The sequence below is a fragment of the Oryzisolibacter sp. LB2S genome (assembly GCF_040732315.1).
Lineage (GTDB): Bacteria > Pseudomonadota > Gammaproteobacteria > Burkholderiales > Burkholderiaceae_C > Alicycliphilus > Alicycliphilus soli.
In genome coordinates, this window is record NZ_CP160388.1 from 66355 (window position 1) to 84924 (window position 18570).

The window sequence follows — 18570 nt, forward strand, 5'->3', positions numbered from 1 at the left end:
TCTGCGGCGCACCGTGCGGCACAGTGAATCACAGCGCAACGCTGAGTCTGGGCGCTCTCATAGGGTCAAATTGATCGAATTTGGGGCAAATCTGGTACGAATTGCTCTTGTAGGGGCAAATTCAGGGGCCGCTGCAAATGGCTGCTGTTTCTAGGTTGAAAGCGCCCCGGCAAACGCCCGCTGCTGCAGCGAGGCAAACAGTTCATCGAGCGCGGCCAGGGCGCGGCGGTGGGTGGCCTTGAGGGCTTCGATGGCGGCGATGCGGGTGGCGAAGGATTGTTGGAGGGGGAGGGGGGGGAGTGCAATCGGTGTTTCTCGCACGTTTGAAACGCTGATCGTGTTGAGGCCCGAAGTTGACTTACCTGCCCGAAGCAGATGTTGCCGCCCTCCCGGTGAATTCACGTACTCGCTGGCGAAAACCGGCTCAACTTTTGTGCAGTCAAAGCGCGCACGGATAAGGTGGTTCTGGTGAACGCACTGCTCGATTTCCCCGTTCCATAGCGCAGCTCGTCCGATTTCGTTGGGGTTGCCGTGGCCTTCGACGACCAGCAGATCGTTATTCACCAGCGTCGTCCGCTGCATCTCCGCTGGCGTTGCGCGAATGGTTTTGATCTCTGAAAGGTCAAGCACTCCACGGTACACATTCGCAACCCGCAGATAAGGCACCTCAACAGGCAGGTTCTTACGGGCGCTGGTGACTTGCAGGCCCCCTTGTACTTCGGCCAGATCGCCAATCGTTGACATGCCCCACCCCTTCGGATTTGCCACCGGGTCCCCAAACATCTCAAGAAAGAGGGACTGGGTGAGGCTGTCGAGCAGGGCCAGGGCGCTGCGGCGTTGGGTGCGCAGGGTTTCGGCCTGGTCGAGAATGGCGGCGATGCGGCGTTGTTCTTCCAGCGGGGGAACACGCACAGGCTCGTGATGAACTAAGTTGCGGTTGAGTGTGGGAACTCCTGCCCCTTGTGCATATTTCTCCAGTCCAAATGACTGCAGCATGTAGTAAACCCATTTAGGGTGATTTCCGTGGAAATCAGTTACGTACAAAGAGGTGTTTAACGGCCAGTAGTCACCTTCAACGAATTGGACCTTTCCAATCGTGCCGCTGCGACCTGTGACGACTCCGGGGCCTTTGCATTTCGCAGTGTCATGAAAACCCACGGGGCCGTTGGCAGCAAAGATGGGGAACGAACCTACATTCCGGTCTTGAACGGGTAGGTCATAGCCACGTTGCAATGTGGCCACCTCAATAAGAGGATGGGAAGTCCACTGATCGGATTTGAAGAGCTTGTTCATGCCAGCAGGTTCTCCAACACCCCCATCCCCCGCGCTATCTCCCCCTCCAGCGCGCGCAGCTCGGCCAGTATCTCGCCGGGCGGGCGGTGCGCTACCACCTCGTGCACCACTTCCTTGTAGCGGTTGATGCTCAGGTCATAGCCATTGGCCTCGATTTCCGCCTTGGGCACGCAAAAGCTTTGCGCGGTGCGGGGGCGGTCGCGTTCGGGGCTGGGGGAGCCCTCACCCCTGCCCTCTCCCAGAGGGAGAGGGTGTGAATGCAGGGAGCGCCAGCGCGCCAGGATGTCGGGCAGGTTGTTCTTGGCGTGCTCTTCTTCTGATAGCTGCTCGCGCTTGTCCAGCACGGGCTGGATGCCCAAAAGGCTTGAATCCAGCAGCGGCTGGCGTTTGTCGTCCAGGCTCCAGCCGTCGGCCTGCATGTCGTAGAACCACACGTGGTCGGTGCCGCCGCTCATGGTTTTGGTGAAGAGCAGGATGGCGGTGCTGACACCCGCGTAGGGCTTGAACACGCCGCCGGGCAGGCTGATGACGGCGTCGAGCTTTTGCTCTTCCACCAGCTTGCGGCGCAGCTCCTTGTGGGCGCGGCTGGAGCCAAACAGCACGCCGTCGGGCACGATGACGGCCGCGCGCCCGCCGGTCTTGAGCAGGCGCAGGAACAGGGCCAGAAACAGCAGCTCGGTCTTCTTGGTTTTGACGGTTTGCTGCAAGTCCTTGGCGGTGGTCTCAATGTCCAGGCTGCCCGCAAAGGGTGGGTTGGCCAGGATGAGGCTGTAGGCCTCGGCATCGCCCGCCGCACCCTGGGCCAGCGAGTCGCGGTACTCGATGGCGGGGTGTTCCACGCCGTGCAGCAGCATGTTCATGCTGCCGATGCGCAGCATGGTGTTGTCAAAGTCGTAGCCGTGGAACATGCCGCTGTGGAAGTGCTGGTTTTGCGCGGGCACGCGCAGCATGTCGGGGTAGGTGCGGCGCAGGTATTCGCCTGCAGCCACGAGGAAGCCGCAGGTGCCCGAGGCTGGGTCGCAAATGGTGTCTTGCGGTGTGGGGGCCGTGAGAGCCACCATCAAATCAATGATGTGGCGCGGGGTGCGGAACTGGCCGTTTTGCCCGGCGGCGGCGATCTTGCCGAGCATGTATTCGTACAGGTCGCCCTTGGTGTCGCGGTCCTCCATGGGAATGGTGTCGAGCAAGTCCACCACCTTGGCCAGTAGGTTGGGCGTGGGGATGGTGAAGCGGGCACCCTGCATGTGGTGCGCAAAGGCGCTTTCAGCCGCTGGGCCGCCCGAGGCCTGCAGCCCGCGCAGGAAGGGGAAGACCTGGTTGCTGAGCACATCGAACATCTCGGCCGGGGCCATGTTCTTGAAGCGCGACCAGCGCATGTTGTCGTGCGGGCGCTCTTGCGCGTCCACGCCTGCGGGTATCAGGCGCACGGGCTGGGTCTTGAGGCGCAGGGCCTTGTTGTCTTCGCGCGTCTGGTCGCTGTCGAGCGCGCGCAGAAAGAGCAGGTAGGTGATCTGCTCTATGACTTCGATGGGGTTGGCGATGCCGCCGGACCAGAAGGCATTCCAGATTTGATCCACTTTGTTGCGCAGGTCGCCGGTGAGCATGTGGGGAGGCAGGGGGTTTGGGAGGAGGAAAGCCCGCAAGTCTGCCACGCTGGCCCTGCCCCCTATCTTTATTGTCTTGGTAGTTCTATTGAAGATTGATAGTAGTAGTAGGCCCCGCCCCAGGCTGTGGACAAGCCCGCAATGCTCTTGAAGATCAATGGCTTGCGTGGCCCGCAAGCATGGGGATGGGGCGGGGCGCCGGCCATGGCGGAAATGGGGACAAACGGCGCGCGGGCCTCGTGCCTGTGGACAAGGGCCGGGTTGTGCCAGCGCATTTCGCAACCTTGTCCACAGGGTGGGCGATGCCGCGTCATTCTGGCGTGGGCCGGATTGCAAGCGGTGGGGGCGGCGAGGGTTCTGGATTCCGGCCCCGGATCGGAGTCCGGGGTGACGTTCTTGCGCAGGAACGGCGGTGAAGTATGGAATTTTTTGGCCTGCAGGCCTTGCCAGGCAAGCGCGACCAGCTATAAAAAATAGCTTCAGAAGGCTGGCGGCCCGGCCAGGTCGTCGAGGATGGGGCAGTCGGGCCGCTCGTCGCCGTGGCAGCAGCCGACGAGTGCCTGCAGGCTGCGCTGCATGGCCTGCATGGCGGCGATGCGTTCGCTCAAGTTGGCGATGTGTCTTTGCGCGATCTGCTTGACCTGGCTGCTCGCGCGCGCCTTGTCCTGCCACAGGCCGAGCAGCTGGGCGATCTCGTCCATGGAAAAGCCCAGGTCGCGCGCGCGGCGGATGAAGCGCAGGGTGTGCACGTCGGCCTCGGTGTATTGGCGGTAGCCGCTGTCGGTGCGCGCCACGCCGGCGAGCAGGCCCAGGCCCTCGTAGTGGCGCACCATGCGCGCGGAAACGCCGGCGCGCTCTGCGGCCGTGCCTATCGACACGGGCCAGTGCTGCGCGGCGGCGGGCGTCATGCGGCGACCTTGTAGCCTTCTTCGGTAATGGCGTTGGCGATGACTTCGCGTGCCTTGTCGCTCTCCACGCTGACCTGCTTGGTGGCCAGGTCGACCTTGACGACGGCCTCGGTGTCGACCTCGCGCACGGCGTGAACCACGGCGCGCTCGCAGTGGCCGCAGGTCATGCCTTCGACGGTGAATTGGTATTGCATGCTGATGCTCCTGGGGGTGATGAATGGCGCTATCTTGAACCCTGACACGGTGTCAAAGTCAAGCGTGGGCCGGGGCTTGACTTTGACATGATGGCAGGGTTTAGCCTAGCCCCCATCTCCCATGAACGAACGAAGGCACAGCATGACTTCCTTGAACGCAACCCCCGCCGGCCAGCTCGACCTGGGCGTGGGCGGCATGACCTGCGCGAGCTGCGTGGCCCGGGTGGAGCGCGCACTGCGCAAGGTGCCCGGTGTGCAGGACGCGGCGGTGAATCTGGCGACCGAGTCCGTGCACCTGACGTTCGACGCGGGTCGCGCCGACATGGAGCAGCTCGCGCGCCGCGCCGTGCGCAACGCGGGCTACGAGCCGCGCAGCCTGGCCGAGCAGGAGGCCGAGCAGGACGCCCAGGGCCCCTGGGCGGGCTTTCTGCCCGTGGCCGTGGGCCTGGTGCTCTCCATGCCGCTGGTGCTGCCCATGCTGGGCGACCTGTTCGGCCGGCACTGGATGCTGCCGGCCTGGGCGCAGTGGCTGCTGGCCACGCCGGTGCAGTTCTGGCTAGGCGCGCGCTTCTACAAGGCGGGCTGGCATGCGGCGCGCGCGCTGACCGGCAACATGGATCTGCTGGTGGCCCTGGGCACGAGCGCGGGCTATGGCCTGTCGCTGTGGCTCTGGCTCACCGCCGCGCCGGGCCATGCGCCGCATCTGTACTTCGAGGCCTCGGCCGTGGTCATCACGCTGGTGCTGCTGGGCAAGTGGCTGGAGGCCCGTGCCAAGCGCCAGACCACGGAGGCCATCCGCGCGCTGCACGCGCTGCGCCCCGAGGTGGCGCATCTGCTGGGCCGTGACGGCGAGGTGGATGTGCCGATCGCCGAGGTCATGGCCGGCGACCGCCTTGTGGTGCGCCCGGGCGAGCGCATTCCGGTGGACGGCCTGGTGCAGGAGGGCCAGACGCAGGTGGACGAGTCCATGCTGACGGGCGAGCCCCTGCCCGTGCCGCGCGAGGCCGGCGGGCAGCTCACGGGCGGCTCGATCAACGGCGACGGGCGCATCGTGATGCAGGTCACGGCCGTGGGCGGCGAGACGGTGCTCGCGCGCATCATCCGCCTGGTGGAGGAGGCGCAGGCCGCCAAGGCGCCGATACAGCGCCTGGTGGACAAGGTGTCGGCCGTGTTCGTGCCCACGGTGATGGCGATCGCGCTCGTCACGCTGCTGGCCTGGCTCTGGGCCGGCGTGGGACTCGAGACGGCGCTGATACGCGCCGTGGCGGTGCTGGTCATCGCCTGCCCCTGCGCGCTGGGCCTGGCCACGCCCGCGGCCATCATGGCCGGCACGGGTGTGGCGGCCAGGCACGGCATTCTGATCAAGGACGCCGAGGCGCTGGAGCTGGCGCACCGCGTGAGCACCGTGGCCTTCGACAAGACCGGCACGCTGACCGTGGGCCGGCCGCGCCTGACGGGCCTGCAGGTCGCGCCGGGCGTGGATGAGCCGGCGCTGCTGGCCGCCGTGGCCGCCGTGCAGAGCGGCAGCGAGCACCCGCTCGCGCGCGCCGTGGTGGCCGCGGCCCAGGCGCGCGGCCTGAGCGTGGCCCAGCCCGAGGGCGTGCGCGCCGTGCCCGGCCGCGGCACCGAGGGCGAGGTCGCGGGGCGCAGCTATCTCGTGGGCAGCCTGCGCTGGATGCAGGAGCTGGGCGTGGAGCTGGGCGCGCTGGCAACGGAAGCCGCCGTGCTGCAGGGGCAGGGCGCCACCGTCTCGGCCGTGGCCGAGCGCGTCACGGATGGTTTGGCTGCGCGCGCCCTGCTGGCCTTTGGCGACGAACCCAAGCCCGGCGCGCGCGAGGCGCTGGCTGCGCTCAAGGCCCAGGGCGTGCGCTGCGTGATGATCTCGGGCGACAACCGCGGCGCGGCAGAGGCCATGGCGCGCCGCCTGGGGCTGGACCCGGCCGCCGGCGAGGTCATGGCCGAGGTGCTGCCCGGCGACAAGGCCGCGGCGGTGATGGCGTTGAAGAAGGACGGCCAGATCGTGTCCATGGTGGGCGACGGCGTGAACGACGCGCCGGCGCTGGCCGCGGCCGACGTGGGCATGGCCATGGGCAATGGCACGGACGTGGCCATGCACGCGGCCGGCATCACGCTGATGCGTGGAGACCCGGCCCTGGTGGCGGCGGCGCTGGACATCTCGCACCGCACCGTGGCCAAGATCCGGCAGAACCTGTTCTGGGCCTTTGCCTACAACGTGGCCGGCATTCCGCTGGCGGCCCTGGGCTATCTGAACCCCGTGGTGGCCGGCGCGGCCATGGCGCTGAGCTCGGTGAGCGTGATGACGAATGCGCTGCTGCTCAAGCGCTGGCGCGTCAAGTAAGTAATCTCCACAAGCAATAATTGTCAACAAAATGTCTTTCCATTGCTGGTAGATTGCAGCACTTTGTTGCATATTTACGCGTGGCGCCCGTGGAGCGCCGCCACAGAAGACAAAGGAAGACGGTAATGACGATTTACGCGCTCATGCGCTGGTTCTCGATTCGCGTGCGCATGCTCGGCGCGATTGCGGTGGTGCTGTCGCTGCTGGCCCTGCTGGGCGGGGCGGGCATGCTGGGCATGTTCCGCATCCATGGGGCCAGCCAGGACTTCATTGCACAGCCCCATGCGGCCATGCGCCTGCTCGGTGAGCTGCGCGGCGGGATGGGGCAGGTCCGCCAGGCCGAGAAGGACATGATCATCCACTACGAGAAGCCCGACGCCGTGCGCGCCGCGCACCAGCGCTGGCTGGCGGCGCTGGACGGCGCCAAGGCCGCGGCGGCGGGCATTGGGCGTCTGCCGCTGCAGGAGGAACTGGCCCTGGCGCGCGACATTGCCACCGCGCTGGACGCCTACCGCGACCAGTTCGCCCATGTGGCGCGCCAGCTGGAGCTGGGCGGTTACGACTCGGCCACCGTGGCCAACCGCATGAGCACGCGCGCCGTGGCGCAGTTCGATGCCGCGGCGGAAAAGCTCCAGGCGCTGGACAAGGCGCTGGTCGCCGAGGTGGACGAGGCCATCGCGCACCAGGAGCACATCGCGGCGCAGACGCGCTGGCTGTTCGGCCTGGCCGTGCTCATCACCGTGGTGGTGGTGGTGCCGCTCACGTTGCTGAACATGGTGTCCATCTGCCGGCCGCTCGAGGCCGCGCGCGCGCTCGCGCAGTCGATTGCGGGCGGCGATCTGTCGCAGCGCATGCGCGTCGATGGCCGCGACGAGGTGGCGGAACTGCAGCGCGCGCTGCTGGAGATGCAGGGCAACCTGTCGGCCATGGTGGCCCAGGTGCGCGATGCCGGCGGCAGCATCACCGTGGCCAGCCAGGAGATCGCCACGGGCAACCAGGACCTGTCGGCGCGCACCGAGCAGACCGCGAGTCACGCCCAGCAGGCCGTGGCCTCGCTGTCGCAGCTCACGGCCACGGTGCAGCAGACGGCATCGTCCTCGCAGGTGGCGAACCAGCTCGTGGCATCGGCCTCGGGCCAGGCCATGCGCGGCGGACAGGTGGTGCAGCAGGCCGTGGCCAGCATGCACGAGATCGAGAGCACCAGCCGCAGGATTGGCGACATCATCGGCCTGATCGACTCCATCGCCTTCCAGACCAACATCCTCGCGCTCAACGCCGCCGTGGAGGCCGCGCGCGCGGGCGAGCAGGGGCGCGGCTTTGCCGTGGTTGCTGGCGAGGTGCGCCAGCTGGCCCAGCGCAGCGCCGGCGCGGCCAGCGAGATCAAGGGCCTGATCCAGTCCAGCGTGCGCGCCGTCGATGGCGGCGTGCGCCATGTCGAGGACGCGGGCGCGGCCATGCAGGAGATCGTCACCAGCGTGCAGCGCGTGACCGACATGATCGGCGAGATCCATTCGGCCGCCACCGAGCAGGCCACGGGCATTGGCGAGATGAATGCCGCGGTGGCCGAGATCGACCGCATGACGCAGCAGAACGCCGCGCTCGTGGAGGAATCGGCCGCGGCCGCCGAGTCGCTGCATGAGCAGGCCCGGCGTCTGTCGCAGGCGGTGCAGCAGTTCAGGCTGGCCGATGGGCCGCAGGCCGCCGACCTGCCCGCCCATGCCATGCGGCCGCGCGCCGCGCTCGCGGCCGACACGCCCATGCTGCGCCTGGGCCGGGCCTGAATCGGCTCTGAATCGGCCCCCGGCCGATGGCGCAGGTCACGCCGGGTTGTGACCTTTGGCACTGTGCGCCGGCGCCTCGCGGTCCTATCGTGTGCTCCATGCCCGCTGGTGAGCGGGACAAGGAGTCGATCATGAACGCACGCGCAATGCATATCACCCTGGCACGCGGTGCCACGCTGGCATTGGTCATGGCCATGGGGGGCGCGGTGGCGCTGCCGGCCTGGGCGGCCGGCGCGGCCGCGGCTTCGGCCGCGGGCCCGGCGGCCGCAGCGCCGGCCAACGGAGGCGGCCAGGCCAAGGCCGACCAACCCAGGGCCGACCAGCCTGTGGCGGTGGAGGAGGATGTGACGGTGTTCGAGCTCGTGCCCGGCACCGTGTACCTCAATGGCGGCATCGGCAAGGACGAGCAGGCGCGCATGCACAAGGATGCGCACCACTGGCCGCTGCGCATGACCTTCTCCGACCGCTCGAACAACGAGTTCGTCGCGGACGTGAAGCTCAAGATCTTCGACAGGAACGGCCGCGCCGTGCTGCGCCTCAAGGACGCCGGTCCCATGACCTATGTGCAGCTGCCACAGGGTGAGTACCGCATCACGGCCAGCTACAAGAACGACATGCTCACGCGCATGGTCCATGTAGGCCCCAAGGGGCTGGACGCCAACTTCCACTGGGCCATCTGACCGGGCGCGCGCAGGGCATGAGGAGCAGCCACCATGGCAGTCCACACCAAGGCGCAGCGCGAGGGCCGCTCGATCAACGCGCTCGTGCTGCAGGGCGGCGGCGCGCTCGGCGCCTACCAGGCCGGCGCGTATGAGGCCTTGTCGGCCTGGCCCGAGCCGCTGGACTGGGTGACGGGCATCTCGATCGGCTCGATCAACGCGGCGCTGATCGCGGGCAACCCGCCGCAGCGGCGCGTGCAGCGGCTGCATGCGTTCTGGGAGCAGGTCAGCCTCGCGCTGCTGCCCTCGCCCTCGGCGGGCGAGCATCTCGGCGCGATGCGCGGCTGGTGGGACAACGCCATGGCGCTGCTGGGCGCCTGGCAGGGCGTGCCGGGCTTCTTCCGGCCGCGCCCGCCCTGGGCCTGGTGGCCGCAGCCGCCCGAGAGCCTGTACGACACGACGCCGCTGCGCGAGACGCTGCTCGAGCTCGTGGACTTTGACCTGCTCAACGATGGGCCCATGCGCTTCTCGGTGGGCGCCGTCGATGTGCAGAGCGGCAACTTCACCTATTTCGACAACCGGGTCGAGCGCATCGGCCCCGAACACATCATGGCCAGCGGCGCGCTGCCGCCGGGCTTTGCCGCCGTGCCCGTGGACGGGCGCTGGTACTGGGACGGGGGCCTGGTGTCGAACACGCCGCTGGCGCATGTGATGCGCCACCTCGACGGCGCGGCCGACCGGCCCGTGAACCTGTTCCAGGTGGATTTGTTTGGCGCGCGCGGTGCCTTGCCGCACACGCTCGCCGATGTGGCCGAGCGGCAGAAGGACATCCAGTACTCGAGCCGCACGCGCATGGTGAGCGACCATGTGCGCGAGCGCCACGCGCTGCACCGGCGCCTGCGCGCGCTGGCCGAGCATGTGCCGCCGGCGCAGCGCCATAGCGCGGCCGTGCAGGCGCTGCTGGCCGACACCAGCGATCCGCCGATCACGCTGGTGCACGTGATCCACCGGCGCAAGCCCTACGAGACGCAGACCAAGGATTACGAGTTCTCGCGCCTGTCCATGGTCGAGCATTGGGCCGCGGGCGAGGCCGACATGGCGGCCTCGCTGCGGCTGCTGGCGCAGAGCGGCCCGGCGCGTCCCGGTGAGTTTCGCGTGCTCGACTACCGGCCCGACGCCAGCGTGGCCCGCGTCGTGCGCCGGAAGTGATATTGATTTGATAGCTGCTGGCGCTTGATGGACAAGGGCTGGCAATGGTTTTTACTTGCAATGGAGGTCATCATGCACAACGCGGAAGTTCATGCGGGCACAAGGCTCAGCCTCGCGGGCAGGACGGCGCTGGTCACGGGGGCGGCCAGCGGTCTGGGCAAACGCATTGCCGAGGTCTTCGCCGATGCGGGCGCGAGCGTGGTGATTGCCGATCTCCGGCTTGCCGACGCCCAGGCCACGGCCGACGCCATCGGCGCCAAGGGCGCCAGGACCCTGGCCGTTGCGATGGACGTGACCGACGAGGAGTCCGTGGACATGGGCTTTGCGCTGGCGCAGCAGCGGCTCGGCGCCGTGGACATCCTGGTGAGCAACGCCGGCATACAGATCGTCGCGCCGCTGCAGGACTTCCGCTTCGGAGATTGGAAGCGGCTGCTGGCCGTGCACCTCGATGGCGGCTTTCTGACCGCGCGCGCGGCCATGCGCCAGATGATGGCCTCGGGGCGCGGGGGCAGCATCATCTTCATGGGCTCGGTGCATTCCAAGGAGGCCTCCAGGCTCAAGGCGCCCTATGTCACGGCCAAGCATGGCCTGGAGGGCCTGGCCAAGGTCATCGCCAAGGAGGGCGCGGCCTGCAACATCCGCAGCAACGTCATCTGCCCCGGCTTCGTGCGCACGCCGCTCGTGGAAAAGCAGATTCCCGAGCAGGCGCAGGAGCTCGGCATCAGCGAGGAGGAGGTGATCCGCAACGTGATGCTCAGGGACACGGTGGACGGCGAGTTCACCACCGTGGACGATGTGGCCCAGGCGGCGCTGACCTTTGCGGCCTGGCCGAGCAATGCGCTCACGGGCCAGTCGCTGGTCGTCAGCCATGGCTGGTTCATGCAGTGAGGGCGGTCCCGTTTCCCGCGCAAGGAGGCATGTCATGAGCGAATCCGGACTCCAGACCGCCGCGGCCAGCCACATCGTCGTGGCCCTGTTCTCCACCCATGCGCTGGCGGATGCCTGCGTGCGCCGGCTCGATGCCGGCGGCGTGCCGCTGTCCGCCATCTCGGTCGTGGGGCGCAACTACCACAGCGAGGAGCAGCCCCTGGGCTATTTCAACGTCGGCGAGCGTGCGCTGTTCTACGGCAAATGGGGCGCCTTCTGGGGCGGCCTCGCGGGGCTGCTGCTGGGCTCGGGCTTCTTCTTCGTGCCCGCGGTCGGGCCCATGGTGGTGCTGGGGCCGCTGACCTCGAGCATCGTCGGCGGGATAGAGGGCGCGGTGCTCGCGGGCGGGGCCTCGGCCCTGACGGGCGCGCTCATGGCCCTGGGACTGCCGCGCAATACCGTGCTGCGCTACGACACCGCGCTCAAGGCCGACCAGTTCCTGGTCAGCGTGCACGCGCAGGAGCAGGACGTGGCGCGCATCCGCGCGCTGCTGGCCGAGGCCGGCGGCAGCGACATCGAGGACCAGGCCCTGAAGTGACGGCCCGTTCGACCATCTTGTCCGACCCCGCGCCATGCAGACCGCGCCATCGACCGACAGCGCCGGCGCCGGCACCGGCCTGAGCATGTCCCAGGCCCGCGAGGCGCTGGCGCGCGTGGGCCCCAACGAGATCGCCCAGCCGCGCGAGGGCCTGGCGCGCCGCGCCCTGGGCAAGCTCTGGGCGCCCGTGCCGTGGATGCTCGAGGCTGCCGTGCTGCTCGAGCTGGCGCTGGGCAAGCAGGCCGAGGCGGCCATCATCGCCGCGCTGGTGCTGCTCAACGCCGTGGTGGCGCTGGCCCAGGAGGGGCGGGCGCAGCAGGCGCTGGCGGCGCTCAGATCGCGCCTGGCGCTCAACGCCTCGGTGCGGCGCGACGGCGCCTGGGTCACGCTGCCCGCGCGCGAGCTGGTGCCGGGCGACCTGGTCAAGCTGTCGCTGGGCGCCGTGGTGCCGGCCGACGCACGGCTGACCACGGGGGATGTGCTGCTCGACCAGTCCATGCTGACGGGCGAATCGGTGCCCGTGGACCTGGGCGCGGGCGCGAGCGCCCATGCCGGCGCGCTGGTCTGCCGCGGCGAGGCCGAGGCGCTGGTGACGGCCACGGGCGAGCGCACGCGCTTTGGCCGCACCGCCGAGCTGGTGCGATCGGCCCATGCGCAGGGCACGCAGCAGAAGGCCGTGCTGCATGTGGTGCGCAACCTGGCGCTGTTCAACGGCGCCGTGATCGCGCTGCTGGTGCTGTATGCCTGGCACCAGGGGCTGGGCCTGCGGGCCATAGAGCCGCTGGTGCTCACGGCGTTCCTGGCCTCCATTCCCGTCTCGCTGCCCGCGACGTTCACGATGGCGGCGGCGCTGTCGGCCCATGCGCTGGCCGGGCGTGGCGTGCTGGCTACGCGGCTGTCGGCGCTGGACGAGGCGGGCAGCATGGACCTGCTGTGCTCGGACAAGACCGGCACGCTCACGCGCAACGCGCTGCAGGTGGCGCGCGTGCAGCCCTTCGACGGCTTTGACGAGGCGCGCCTGCTGGCCCTTGCGGCGCTGGCCAGCTCGGACGGCGGCAGCGACCCCGTGGACGCCGCCATACGCGCGGCCGCCGGGCCGTCTGTGCCCTGGCCCAGGCGGCTGGACTTCCAGGCCTTCGACCCCCAGACCCGGCGCGCCCAGGCACGCGTGGTCGATGCCCAGGGGCGCGAGATGCGCGTCATGAAGGGCGCGTTTGCGACCATTGCCGCGGCCGTGGGCAGCGCGGAAGGGCAGAGCCGCGCGGCCGAGGCGCTCGAGGCCCAGGGCCACCGGGTGCTGGCGGTGGCGCTGCAGGACGGCGCGGGCGGCCGCATGGCGGGCCTGGTCGCGCTTGGCGACCCGCCGCGCGAGGATGCCGCGCAGATCGTCGCGCGCCTGCACGACCATGGCGTGCGCGTGCTCATGGTGACGGGAGATGCACCGGCCACGGCGGCCGCGGTGGCGCGCAGGGTGGGCATAGAGGGGCCGGTCTGCACGCCCGACGATGCGGCGGCCATGGCGCGGCCCGAGCGCTGCGCCGTGCTCGCCGGCGTGCTGCCGCAGGACAAATACCGGCTGGTGCAGGGCCTGCAGGCTGCGGGCCATACGGTGGGCATGTGCGGCGACGGCGCCAACGACGCGCCGGCCCTGCGCCAGGCGCACATGGGCATCGCCGTCGCCCAGGCCACCGATGTGGCCAAGGCCGCGGCCGGGCTGGTGCTGACCGAGCCGGGCCTGGGCGGCATCATGAGCGCCATCGAGGAGGGGCGGCGCACGTTCGGGCGCGTGCAGACCTATGCGCTCAACTCCATCATCAAGAAGGTGGCGACGGTGCTGTTCATCGCCGCGGGCTTCATGATGACGGGGCAGGCGATTCTGAGCCCCCTGCTCATGATCGTGCTGCTCGTGGTGGGCGACCTGCTGTCCATGGCCCTCACGACGGACCGCGTCACGCCCGCGCGCCTGCCCAATGTCTGGCGCATTGGCGCGCTCACGGCGGTGGCGGTGGTGCTGGGCCTGGCGCAGCTGCTGTTTGCCCTGGGCGTGCTCGCGGCCGGCGCGTTCTGGCTGCACCTGGCGCCCGAGGCCCTCATGACGCTGGCCTTTCTGACCCTGGTCTGTGCCGGTCAGGCGACGATCTACGCGATCCGCGTGCGTGGCTGGCTCTGGGAGACGCCCCCGGGCCGCTGGCTCGTCGCGGCCAGCGTGGCGGACCTGCTCATAGGCGTGGGCGTGGCACTGGGCGGCGCGATCACCGCGCCCCTGCCTGGCGCCGTGGTGCTGGGCGTGTTGGCCGCGTCGGCGCTGCTGGCGCCGGCGCTCAATGGCCTGCGCCGTCTGGCGAGTGCCCGCCTGGGGCTGTGACGGGGCCGCGCCGCGCCGCGCTTCGCACGGCGAGCTCAGTGCGGTTGCGGGCATGGAGCTTTTCCATGATGCGGCTGACGTAGTTCTTGACCGTGCCCTCGGCCAGAAAGACGCGGGCCGCGATCTGCCGGTTGGACAGGCCCTCGGCCAGCAGGGCCAGCACCTGCTCCTCCCTGTCGCTCAGGGCCTCGTCGGGGGGCGTGGCGCGATCGCCGCCGCGGGCCGGCGCCGCGCCCGGTGCGGCCGCCCATCCCGCGGCCAGGTCGCGAAACTGCTGCAGCAGCTTGCGCGCCACGGTGGGCGACAGGCGCGATTCGCCGCGGTGCACGGCGCGCACGGTCTCGAGCACGAGCTCCTCGGCCGCGTCCTTGAGCAGATAGGCCTGGGCGCCGGCCTGTATGGCCTCGAACACGAGCTCGTCGTCGTCGAACGTGGTCAGCACCACCACATGCGTGTGCGGCAGCCGCGCGGTGAGCTCGCGCGTGGCTGCCACGCCGCCCAGGCGCGGCATCTGCAGGTCCATGAGCACCACGTCGGGCGCGAGCGTCAGCGCCAGGTCCAGCGCCTCCTGGCCATCGCCGGCCTGGCCCACGACCTCGATGCCGGGCTCGGCGCCGAGCATCAGCGCCAGGCCGCGGCGGATGATGGGCTGGTCATCGACGATCAGCAGCCGCAGCGACGGGGCGGCCATGCCGCCGGCGTTGGGCGCATTCATGGCCGCGGCACTCCCGCCGCGGCGCTGCCGCACAATGGCCCGATCGAATGAGGCGTGATCCGCATGCGCACCAGCTTACCCCAGCAGCACGATTCACCGAAGGGGCCGCCGCGCGAGCACTGGTGGCAGCGCCTGAACCCCTGGCGACATTTCGCCGCGGCGCTGGGCTGGGCCATGTTTGCCCTTGTTGTCGCGGGCGCCGTGGTGGCCGCCGAATGGGCCGCGAGCGAGGCCGAGCGCCATGTGGCCATGAGCGCACGCGCGCGCCTGCAGCAGACCGCCAACCAGACGGCCGACGCGTTGCTGGCCCAGCTGCAGACGCGCCTGGCCGCGATGCGCGCCACGGCCGCGCAATGGGCCCTGTCTCCGGGTGATACGCCGGCCGCGCTGCTGCTGCGCCTGCAGGCCCTGCAGGTGCAGCAGCCCGAGCTCGGCTGGATAGGGGTGCTCGATGCGACGGACCGCTGGCTTGCCGCCACGGGGCCCTGGCCGCAGGCCCGGGCGCTGCAGGGTCAGCCCTGGCTTGCGCGCGCCCGGCGCAATCCGCTGGTGGTGCTGCACCGCGGCCAGGGCGAGGACAGGGTCGATGCGCTGGTGCTGGCCGTTCCGCTGGTGCGCGAGGGGGGCGGCGCCGCGGGCGTGCTGGTCGCGCAACTGCCCTGGCTGTGGCTGCAGGCCGAGCTCGATGCGAGGCTGCGTGCCATCGGCGGCGGCCTGCCCATGGAGCTGCTGCTCACGGGGGCGGGCGGGCGGGTGCTGGCCGGGCCGCCGGCGCTGCAGGGCCTGGCGGCCGACGCCGATCTGGCCGAGGGCGGGCACTATCTGGTGGCGCGCTCCGATGCCCCCGGCGCCTACGAGGAGGCGCAGGACGCGGGCTTCGCGGCCGCATCCTGGCGGCTGTGGGTGCGCGAGGATGCGCGCCAGGCGCTCGCGCCCGCGCGCCAGACGCATCGCGCCGTGCTCGTCGGCGTGCTCGCCGTGGGCCTGCTGGCGGCGCTGGCGGCCGTGCTGGTGGCGCGCCGGCTGCTGCGTCGGCTCAACCTGCTCGCCGAGCAGGCCAGGGCGGTGCGTGCCGGCACGCGCGATGCCGTGGACCTACCCGCGGGGCGCGACGAGGTGCATGGCATAGGCGTGACGCTGGCGCAGCTCATCGGCCATTGGCAGGAGGAGAAGGCGGCGCTGACGCGGCTCAATGCCGAGCTCGACATGCGCGTGGCGGCACGCACCGCCCATATCGAGCGGCTGGCCCAGGACGCACGGCGCGCCGCCGTCACGCGCGAGCGCCTGCGCCTGGCGCGCGGCCTGCACGACACGCTGGCGCAGTCGCTCATGGCGCTGCTCACGCAGGTGCGCCTGATGCGCAAGCTCGGTGCGCAGTGGAGCCGCGAACGGCTTGACGCCGAGCTGCGCGACGCCGAGAAGCTGGCCGCCGACGGCCTGGCCGAGGCGCGCGCGGTCATAGGCCAGATGCGCGACAGCGAAGTGCACGACAGCGGCCTGGGGCCCGCGCTGCAGGCCCTGCTGCACAGGTTTTCCGAGGACAGCGGCGTGCATGTCCGGGCGCTTGTGGACCCGGCGAGCGCGGATCTTGTGAGCGAGCGCGCCGCCACGGTGCTGAACATGGTGCGCGAGCTGCTGCGCAATGTGCGCCGGCATGCGGGGGCGAGCACGCTCGCGCTCAGCCTGCAGCCCGAGGAGGGGGGCGATGCCGACGCGGACATGTGCTGGCGCCTGACGCTGACCGACGATGGCCGGGGGTTCGACCCCGCGGCCGTGCCGCCGGGCCACTATGGCCTGCAGGGCCTGCGCGAGCAGGCGCAGCAGATCGGTGCGCAGTTGGCGCTGGACAGCGCGCCCGGCCAGGGATGCCGGGTGCGGCTGCGGTTTGCGGCCTGATCAGTCCAGGCTCGGATAATCGATGTAGCCCTTCTCGCCGCCGCCGTAGAAGGTGGCGCGGTCCCAGGCGTTGAGCTCCGCGTTGCGCCGCAGGCGGGTCACGAGGTCGGGGTTGGAGATGAAGGCGCGGCCGAAGGCCACCATGTCGGCCTGGCCGCTGGCCACGGCCTGCTGGGCCATGTCGCGGTCGTAGCCGTTGTTGACCATCCAGGCGCCGCGCCCGCCGGCGTCGCGGTAGGCGGCCTTGAAGGCGGCGTAGTCGAAGGGCCGGCCCTCGACCTCGCGCGGGCCACCCGTCGAACCCTCGATGACGTGGATGTAGGCGAGGGACAGCGGCGCCAGGTGGCGCGCCAGGTACTCGAACAGCGGCTGGGGGTGGCTGTCGTGAATGTCGTTGGCCGGCGTGACGGGAGACAAACGAACGCCCACGCGACCGCCGCCGATGGCGTCCGCCACGGCGCGCACGACCTCGAGCATGAAGCGGGTGCGGCGCGGGATGGTGCCGCCATAGTCGTCCGTGCGGTGGTTGGCGCCGTCCTTGAGGAACTGGTCCAGCAGATAGCCGTTGGCACCATGGAGCTCCACGCCGTCGAAGCCGGCCGTCTGCACCGCGTTGCGCGCGGCGGTGGCGAAGGTGCGCACAATGCCCGGGAGCTCCTGCACCTCGAGCGCCCGCGGCATGCAGGTGTGCACGAACTGCCCCGTGCCGCTGTCCGAATCCACGACATAGGTCTTGGCATGGGCCTGCACGGCCGAGGGCGCCACGGGTGCGGCCCGGCCCGGTTGCAGCAGGGAATGCGACACCCGCCCCACATGCCACAGCTGCGTGACGATCTTTCCGCCGGCCGCGTGCACGGCGCGCGTGACCTTCTTCCAGCCGTCGAGCTGCTCGCTGCCGTACAGGCCGGGCACATCGGAGTAGCCCTGGGCCTGCGGGCTGATGGCCGTGCCCTCGGTGATCAAGAGACCGGCACCGGCGCGCTGGGCGTAGTAGGTGGCGGTGATGTCCTGCGGAATGGCCTGGGGAGAGCGGTTGCGCGTGAGCGGCGCCATCGCGATGCGATTGGCCAGATGCAGGTCGCCAGCCTGGATGGGGTCGAACAGGGAAGTCATGTTGCGAGGCCCGTGGAAATGGTCGAAATCACCCTGTTTCACGTGAAACAGAGGTGTCGCGGCACTTGGCCGATGGCGCCTACTTGAGCAGGCCTTCTGCCTTCATGGCGGCCTGCACTGCCGGGCGGGCGGCGATGCGCGCGCGGTAGGCGGCCAAGTTCTTCAGTTCCGAAATGTCCGGGCCCACATATTGCGCCCAATTGCTGACGGTGAACAGGTAGGCGTCGGCCACGCTGAACTGGTCGCCCATCAGGTACTGCCTGTTCGCGAGTTCGCCGTCGAGCCATTGCAGGCGTGCCAGCACACGCTGCTGGACCACGGGCTTGTAGTCCTCGGGCGTTGTCGGCACCCACAGTGGACCGAAGCCCTTGTGTACCTCGGAACTGATGAAGCTCAGCCACTCCTGCAGACGGTAGCGCGCCAGCGTGCCGTTGGCCGGTGCCAAGTTCTTCTGCGGTGCCTGATCGGCCAGGTACTGCAATATGGCCTGGCATTCGCGCAGACGCGTGCCGTCGTCCAGCTCCAGCACCGGCACATAGCCCAGCGGGTTGATGCTGTAGAAGTCGGTGCCGTCAGGCAGCTTGTGCGTCTTGGTGCTGGCCAGCACGGGTTCATGGGCCAGGGCGGCCTCGTGCAGCACGATATGGGGAGCCAGGGAGCAGGCGCCGGTGGAGTAGTACAGCTTCATGGTCGGGGGTCCTCGTTGATGAGGCTCCAATGCTATGCCTTGTGCGCCGCCTTTGCACCCCGGGGGGCGGTCATGCGCTCGAGCCGCGTGAGCATGTCCATGGCTTGCTGGCGCGAGCCGCCGCACATCGACGGGTGGGGCCGGAGCGAGGCGCATACCGCGGGCCGGTCAGGGTGGCCAAAGATGCGGCAGCGCAAATCCTCGTCCAGCTGCACGCAGGGCACGCCCGCGGGCTTGCCCTGGGGCATGCCGGGTATGGGGCTGCTGATCGACGGCGCGGTGCAGCAGGCGCCGCAGCGCGGGCGGCAATCCATGGGGAGG

At 69.7% G+C, this 18570-nt stretch carries 16 protein-coding genes; 8 read left to right on the forward strand and 8 right to left on the reverse strand.

Going from position 1 to position 18570, the window contains the following annotated elements; all coding sequences use genetic code 11:
• Positions 1 to 150 precede the first annotated feature (150 nt).
• The 4 genes from ABUE11_RS00300 to ABUE11_RS00315 all read right to left on the reverse strand — a co-directional run bounded on the left by ABUE11_RS00300 (position 151) and on the right by ABUE11_RS00315 (position 3999).
• On the reverse strand, positions 151 to 1293 hold the full coding sequence (locus ABUE11_RS00300) for a restriction endonuclease subunit S (RefSeq protein ID WP_367066931.1): 1143 nt from the start codon (positions 1291 to 1293) through the stop codon (positions 151 to 153).
• Entirely contained in the window at positions 1290 to 2897 is a 1608-nt protein-coding gene (locus tag ABUE11_RS00305) for a class I SAM-dependent DNA methyltransferase (protein WP_367066933.1), read from the reverse strand. Before ABUE11_RS00305 ends, ABUE11_RS00300 begins: the two co-directional genes overlap by 4 nt.
• A 479-nt stretch (positions 2898 to 3376) precedes the next feature.
• On the reverse strand, positions 3377 to 3805 hold the full coding sequence (cueR, locus tag ABUE11_RS00310; protein WP_367066935.1) for a Cu(I)-responsive transcriptional regulator: 429 nt from the start codon (positions 3803 to 3805) through the stop codon (positions 3377 to 3379).
• Complete coding sequence (locus tag ABUE11_RS00315) at positions 3802 to 3999, reverse strand: cation transporter (RefSeq protein WP_367066937.1); 198 nt, start codon at positions 3997 to 3999, stop codon at positions 3802 to 3804. The genes cueR and ABUE11_RS00315 overlap by 4 nt, the downstream gene beginning before the upstream one ends.
• Positions 4000 to 4141: 142 nt before the next feature.
• Here ABUE11_RS00315 and ABUE11_RS00320 point away from each other — a divergent pair, with 142 nt between their 5' ends.
• The 7 genes from ABUE11_RS00320 to ABUE11_RS00350 all read left to right on the forward strand — a co-directional run bounded on the left by ABUE11_RS00320 (position 4142) and on the right by ABUE11_RS00350 (position 13837).
• Entirely contained in the window at positions 4142 to 6358 is a 2217-nt protein-coding gene (locus ABUE11_RS00320; protein WP_367066938.1) for a heavy metal translocating P-type ATPase, read from the forward strand.
• 125 nt (positions 6359 to 6483) lie between these two features.
• Positions 6484 to 8139: a methyl-accepting chemotaxis protein gene (locus tag ABUE11_RS00325; RefSeq protein ID WP_367066939.1), complete on the forward strand. Its 1656-nt coding sequence runs from the start codon at positions 6484 to 6486 to the stop codon at positions 8137 to 8139.
• A 131-nt stretch (positions 8140 to 8270) separates the two neighbouring features.
• Positions 8271 to 8819 (forward strand): hypothetical protein, encoded by a 549-nt coding sequence (locus tag ABUE11_RS00330; protein ID WP_367066941.1) that lies wholly within the window; start codon positions 8271 to 8273, stop codon positions 8817 to 8819.
• A 33-nt stretch (positions 8820 to 8852) separates the two neighbouring features.
• The gene (locus ABUE11_RS00335) at positions 8853 to 10007 is read left to right on the forward strand and encodes a patatin-like phospholipase family protein (protein WP_367066943.1); all 1155 of its coding nucleotides are present in this window, start codon (positions 8853 to 8855) and stop codon (positions 10005 to 10007) included.
• A gap of 72 nt (positions 10008 to 10079) precedes the next feature.
• Positions 10080 to 10895, forward strand: coding sequence for a 3-hydroxybutyrate dehydrogenase (locus ABUE11_RS00340; protein ID WP_367066945.1), 816 nt, complete (start codon positions 10080 to 10082; stop codon positions 10893 to 10895).
• A gap of 34 nt (positions 10896 to 10929) precedes the next feature.
• Positions 10930 to 11472: a quinol:electron acceptor oxidoreductase subunit ActD gene (locus ABUE11_RS00345; RefSeq protein ID WP_367066946.1), complete on the forward strand. Its 543-nt coding sequence runs from the start codon at positions 10930 to 10932 to the stop codon at positions 11470 to 11472.
• Between the two features lie 34 nt (positions 11473 to 11506).
• Positions 11507 to 13837, forward strand: a complete 2331-nt coding sequence (locus tag ABUE11_RS00350; RefSeq protein ID WP_367066947.1) for an HAD-IC family P-type ATPase — start codon at positions 11507 to 11509, stop codon at positions 13835 to 13837.
• Here the strand turns inward: ABUE11_RS00350 and ABUE11_RS00355 are convergent.
• Positions 13794 to 14552: a response regulator transcription factor gene (locus ABUE11_RS00355; protein ID WP_367066949.1), complete on the reverse strand. Its 759-nt coding sequence runs from the start codon at positions 14550 to 14552 to the stop codon at positions 13794 to 13796. The two genes, ABUE11_RS00350 and ABUE11_RS00355, sit on opposite strands and share 44 nt — an antisense overlap.
• A 63-nt stretch (positions 14553 to 14615) precedes the next feature.
• Between ABUE11_RS00355 and ABUE11_RS00360 the strand changes: the two genes are divergently transcribed.
• A complete protein-coding gene (locus ABUE11_RS00360) occupies positions 14616 to 16448 on the forward strand; it encodes a histidine kinase (protein WP_367066951.1) in 1833 nt (610 codons plus the stop codon).
• On the opposite strand, the gene ABUE11_RS00365 is transcribed toward ABUE11_RS00360, so the two are convergent.
• From ABUE11_RS00365 to ABUE11_RS00375, 3 genes are all read right to left on the reverse strand, one after another.
• The gene (locus ABUE11_RS00365; RefSeq protein ID WP_367066952.1) at positions 16449 to 17561 is read right to left on the reverse strand and encodes an alkene reductase; all 1113 of its coding nucleotides are present in this window, start codon (positions 17559 to 17561) and stop codon (positions 16449 to 16451) included.
• Between the two features lie 79 nt (positions 17562 to 17640).
• On the reverse strand, positions 17641 to 18249 hold the full coding sequence (gene gstA, locus ABUE11_RS00370) for a glutathione transferase GstA (protein WP_367066953.1): 609 nt from the start codon (positions 18247 to 18249) through the stop codon (positions 17641 to 17643).
• A gap of 32 nt (positions 18250 to 18281) precedes the next feature.
• A complete protein-coding gene (locus tag ABUE11_RS00375; RefSeq protein WP_367066955.1) occupies positions 18282 to 18563 on the reverse strand; it encodes a YkgJ family cysteine cluster protein in 282 nt (93 codons plus the stop codon).
• Positions 18564 to 18570 lie beyond the last annotated feature (7 nt).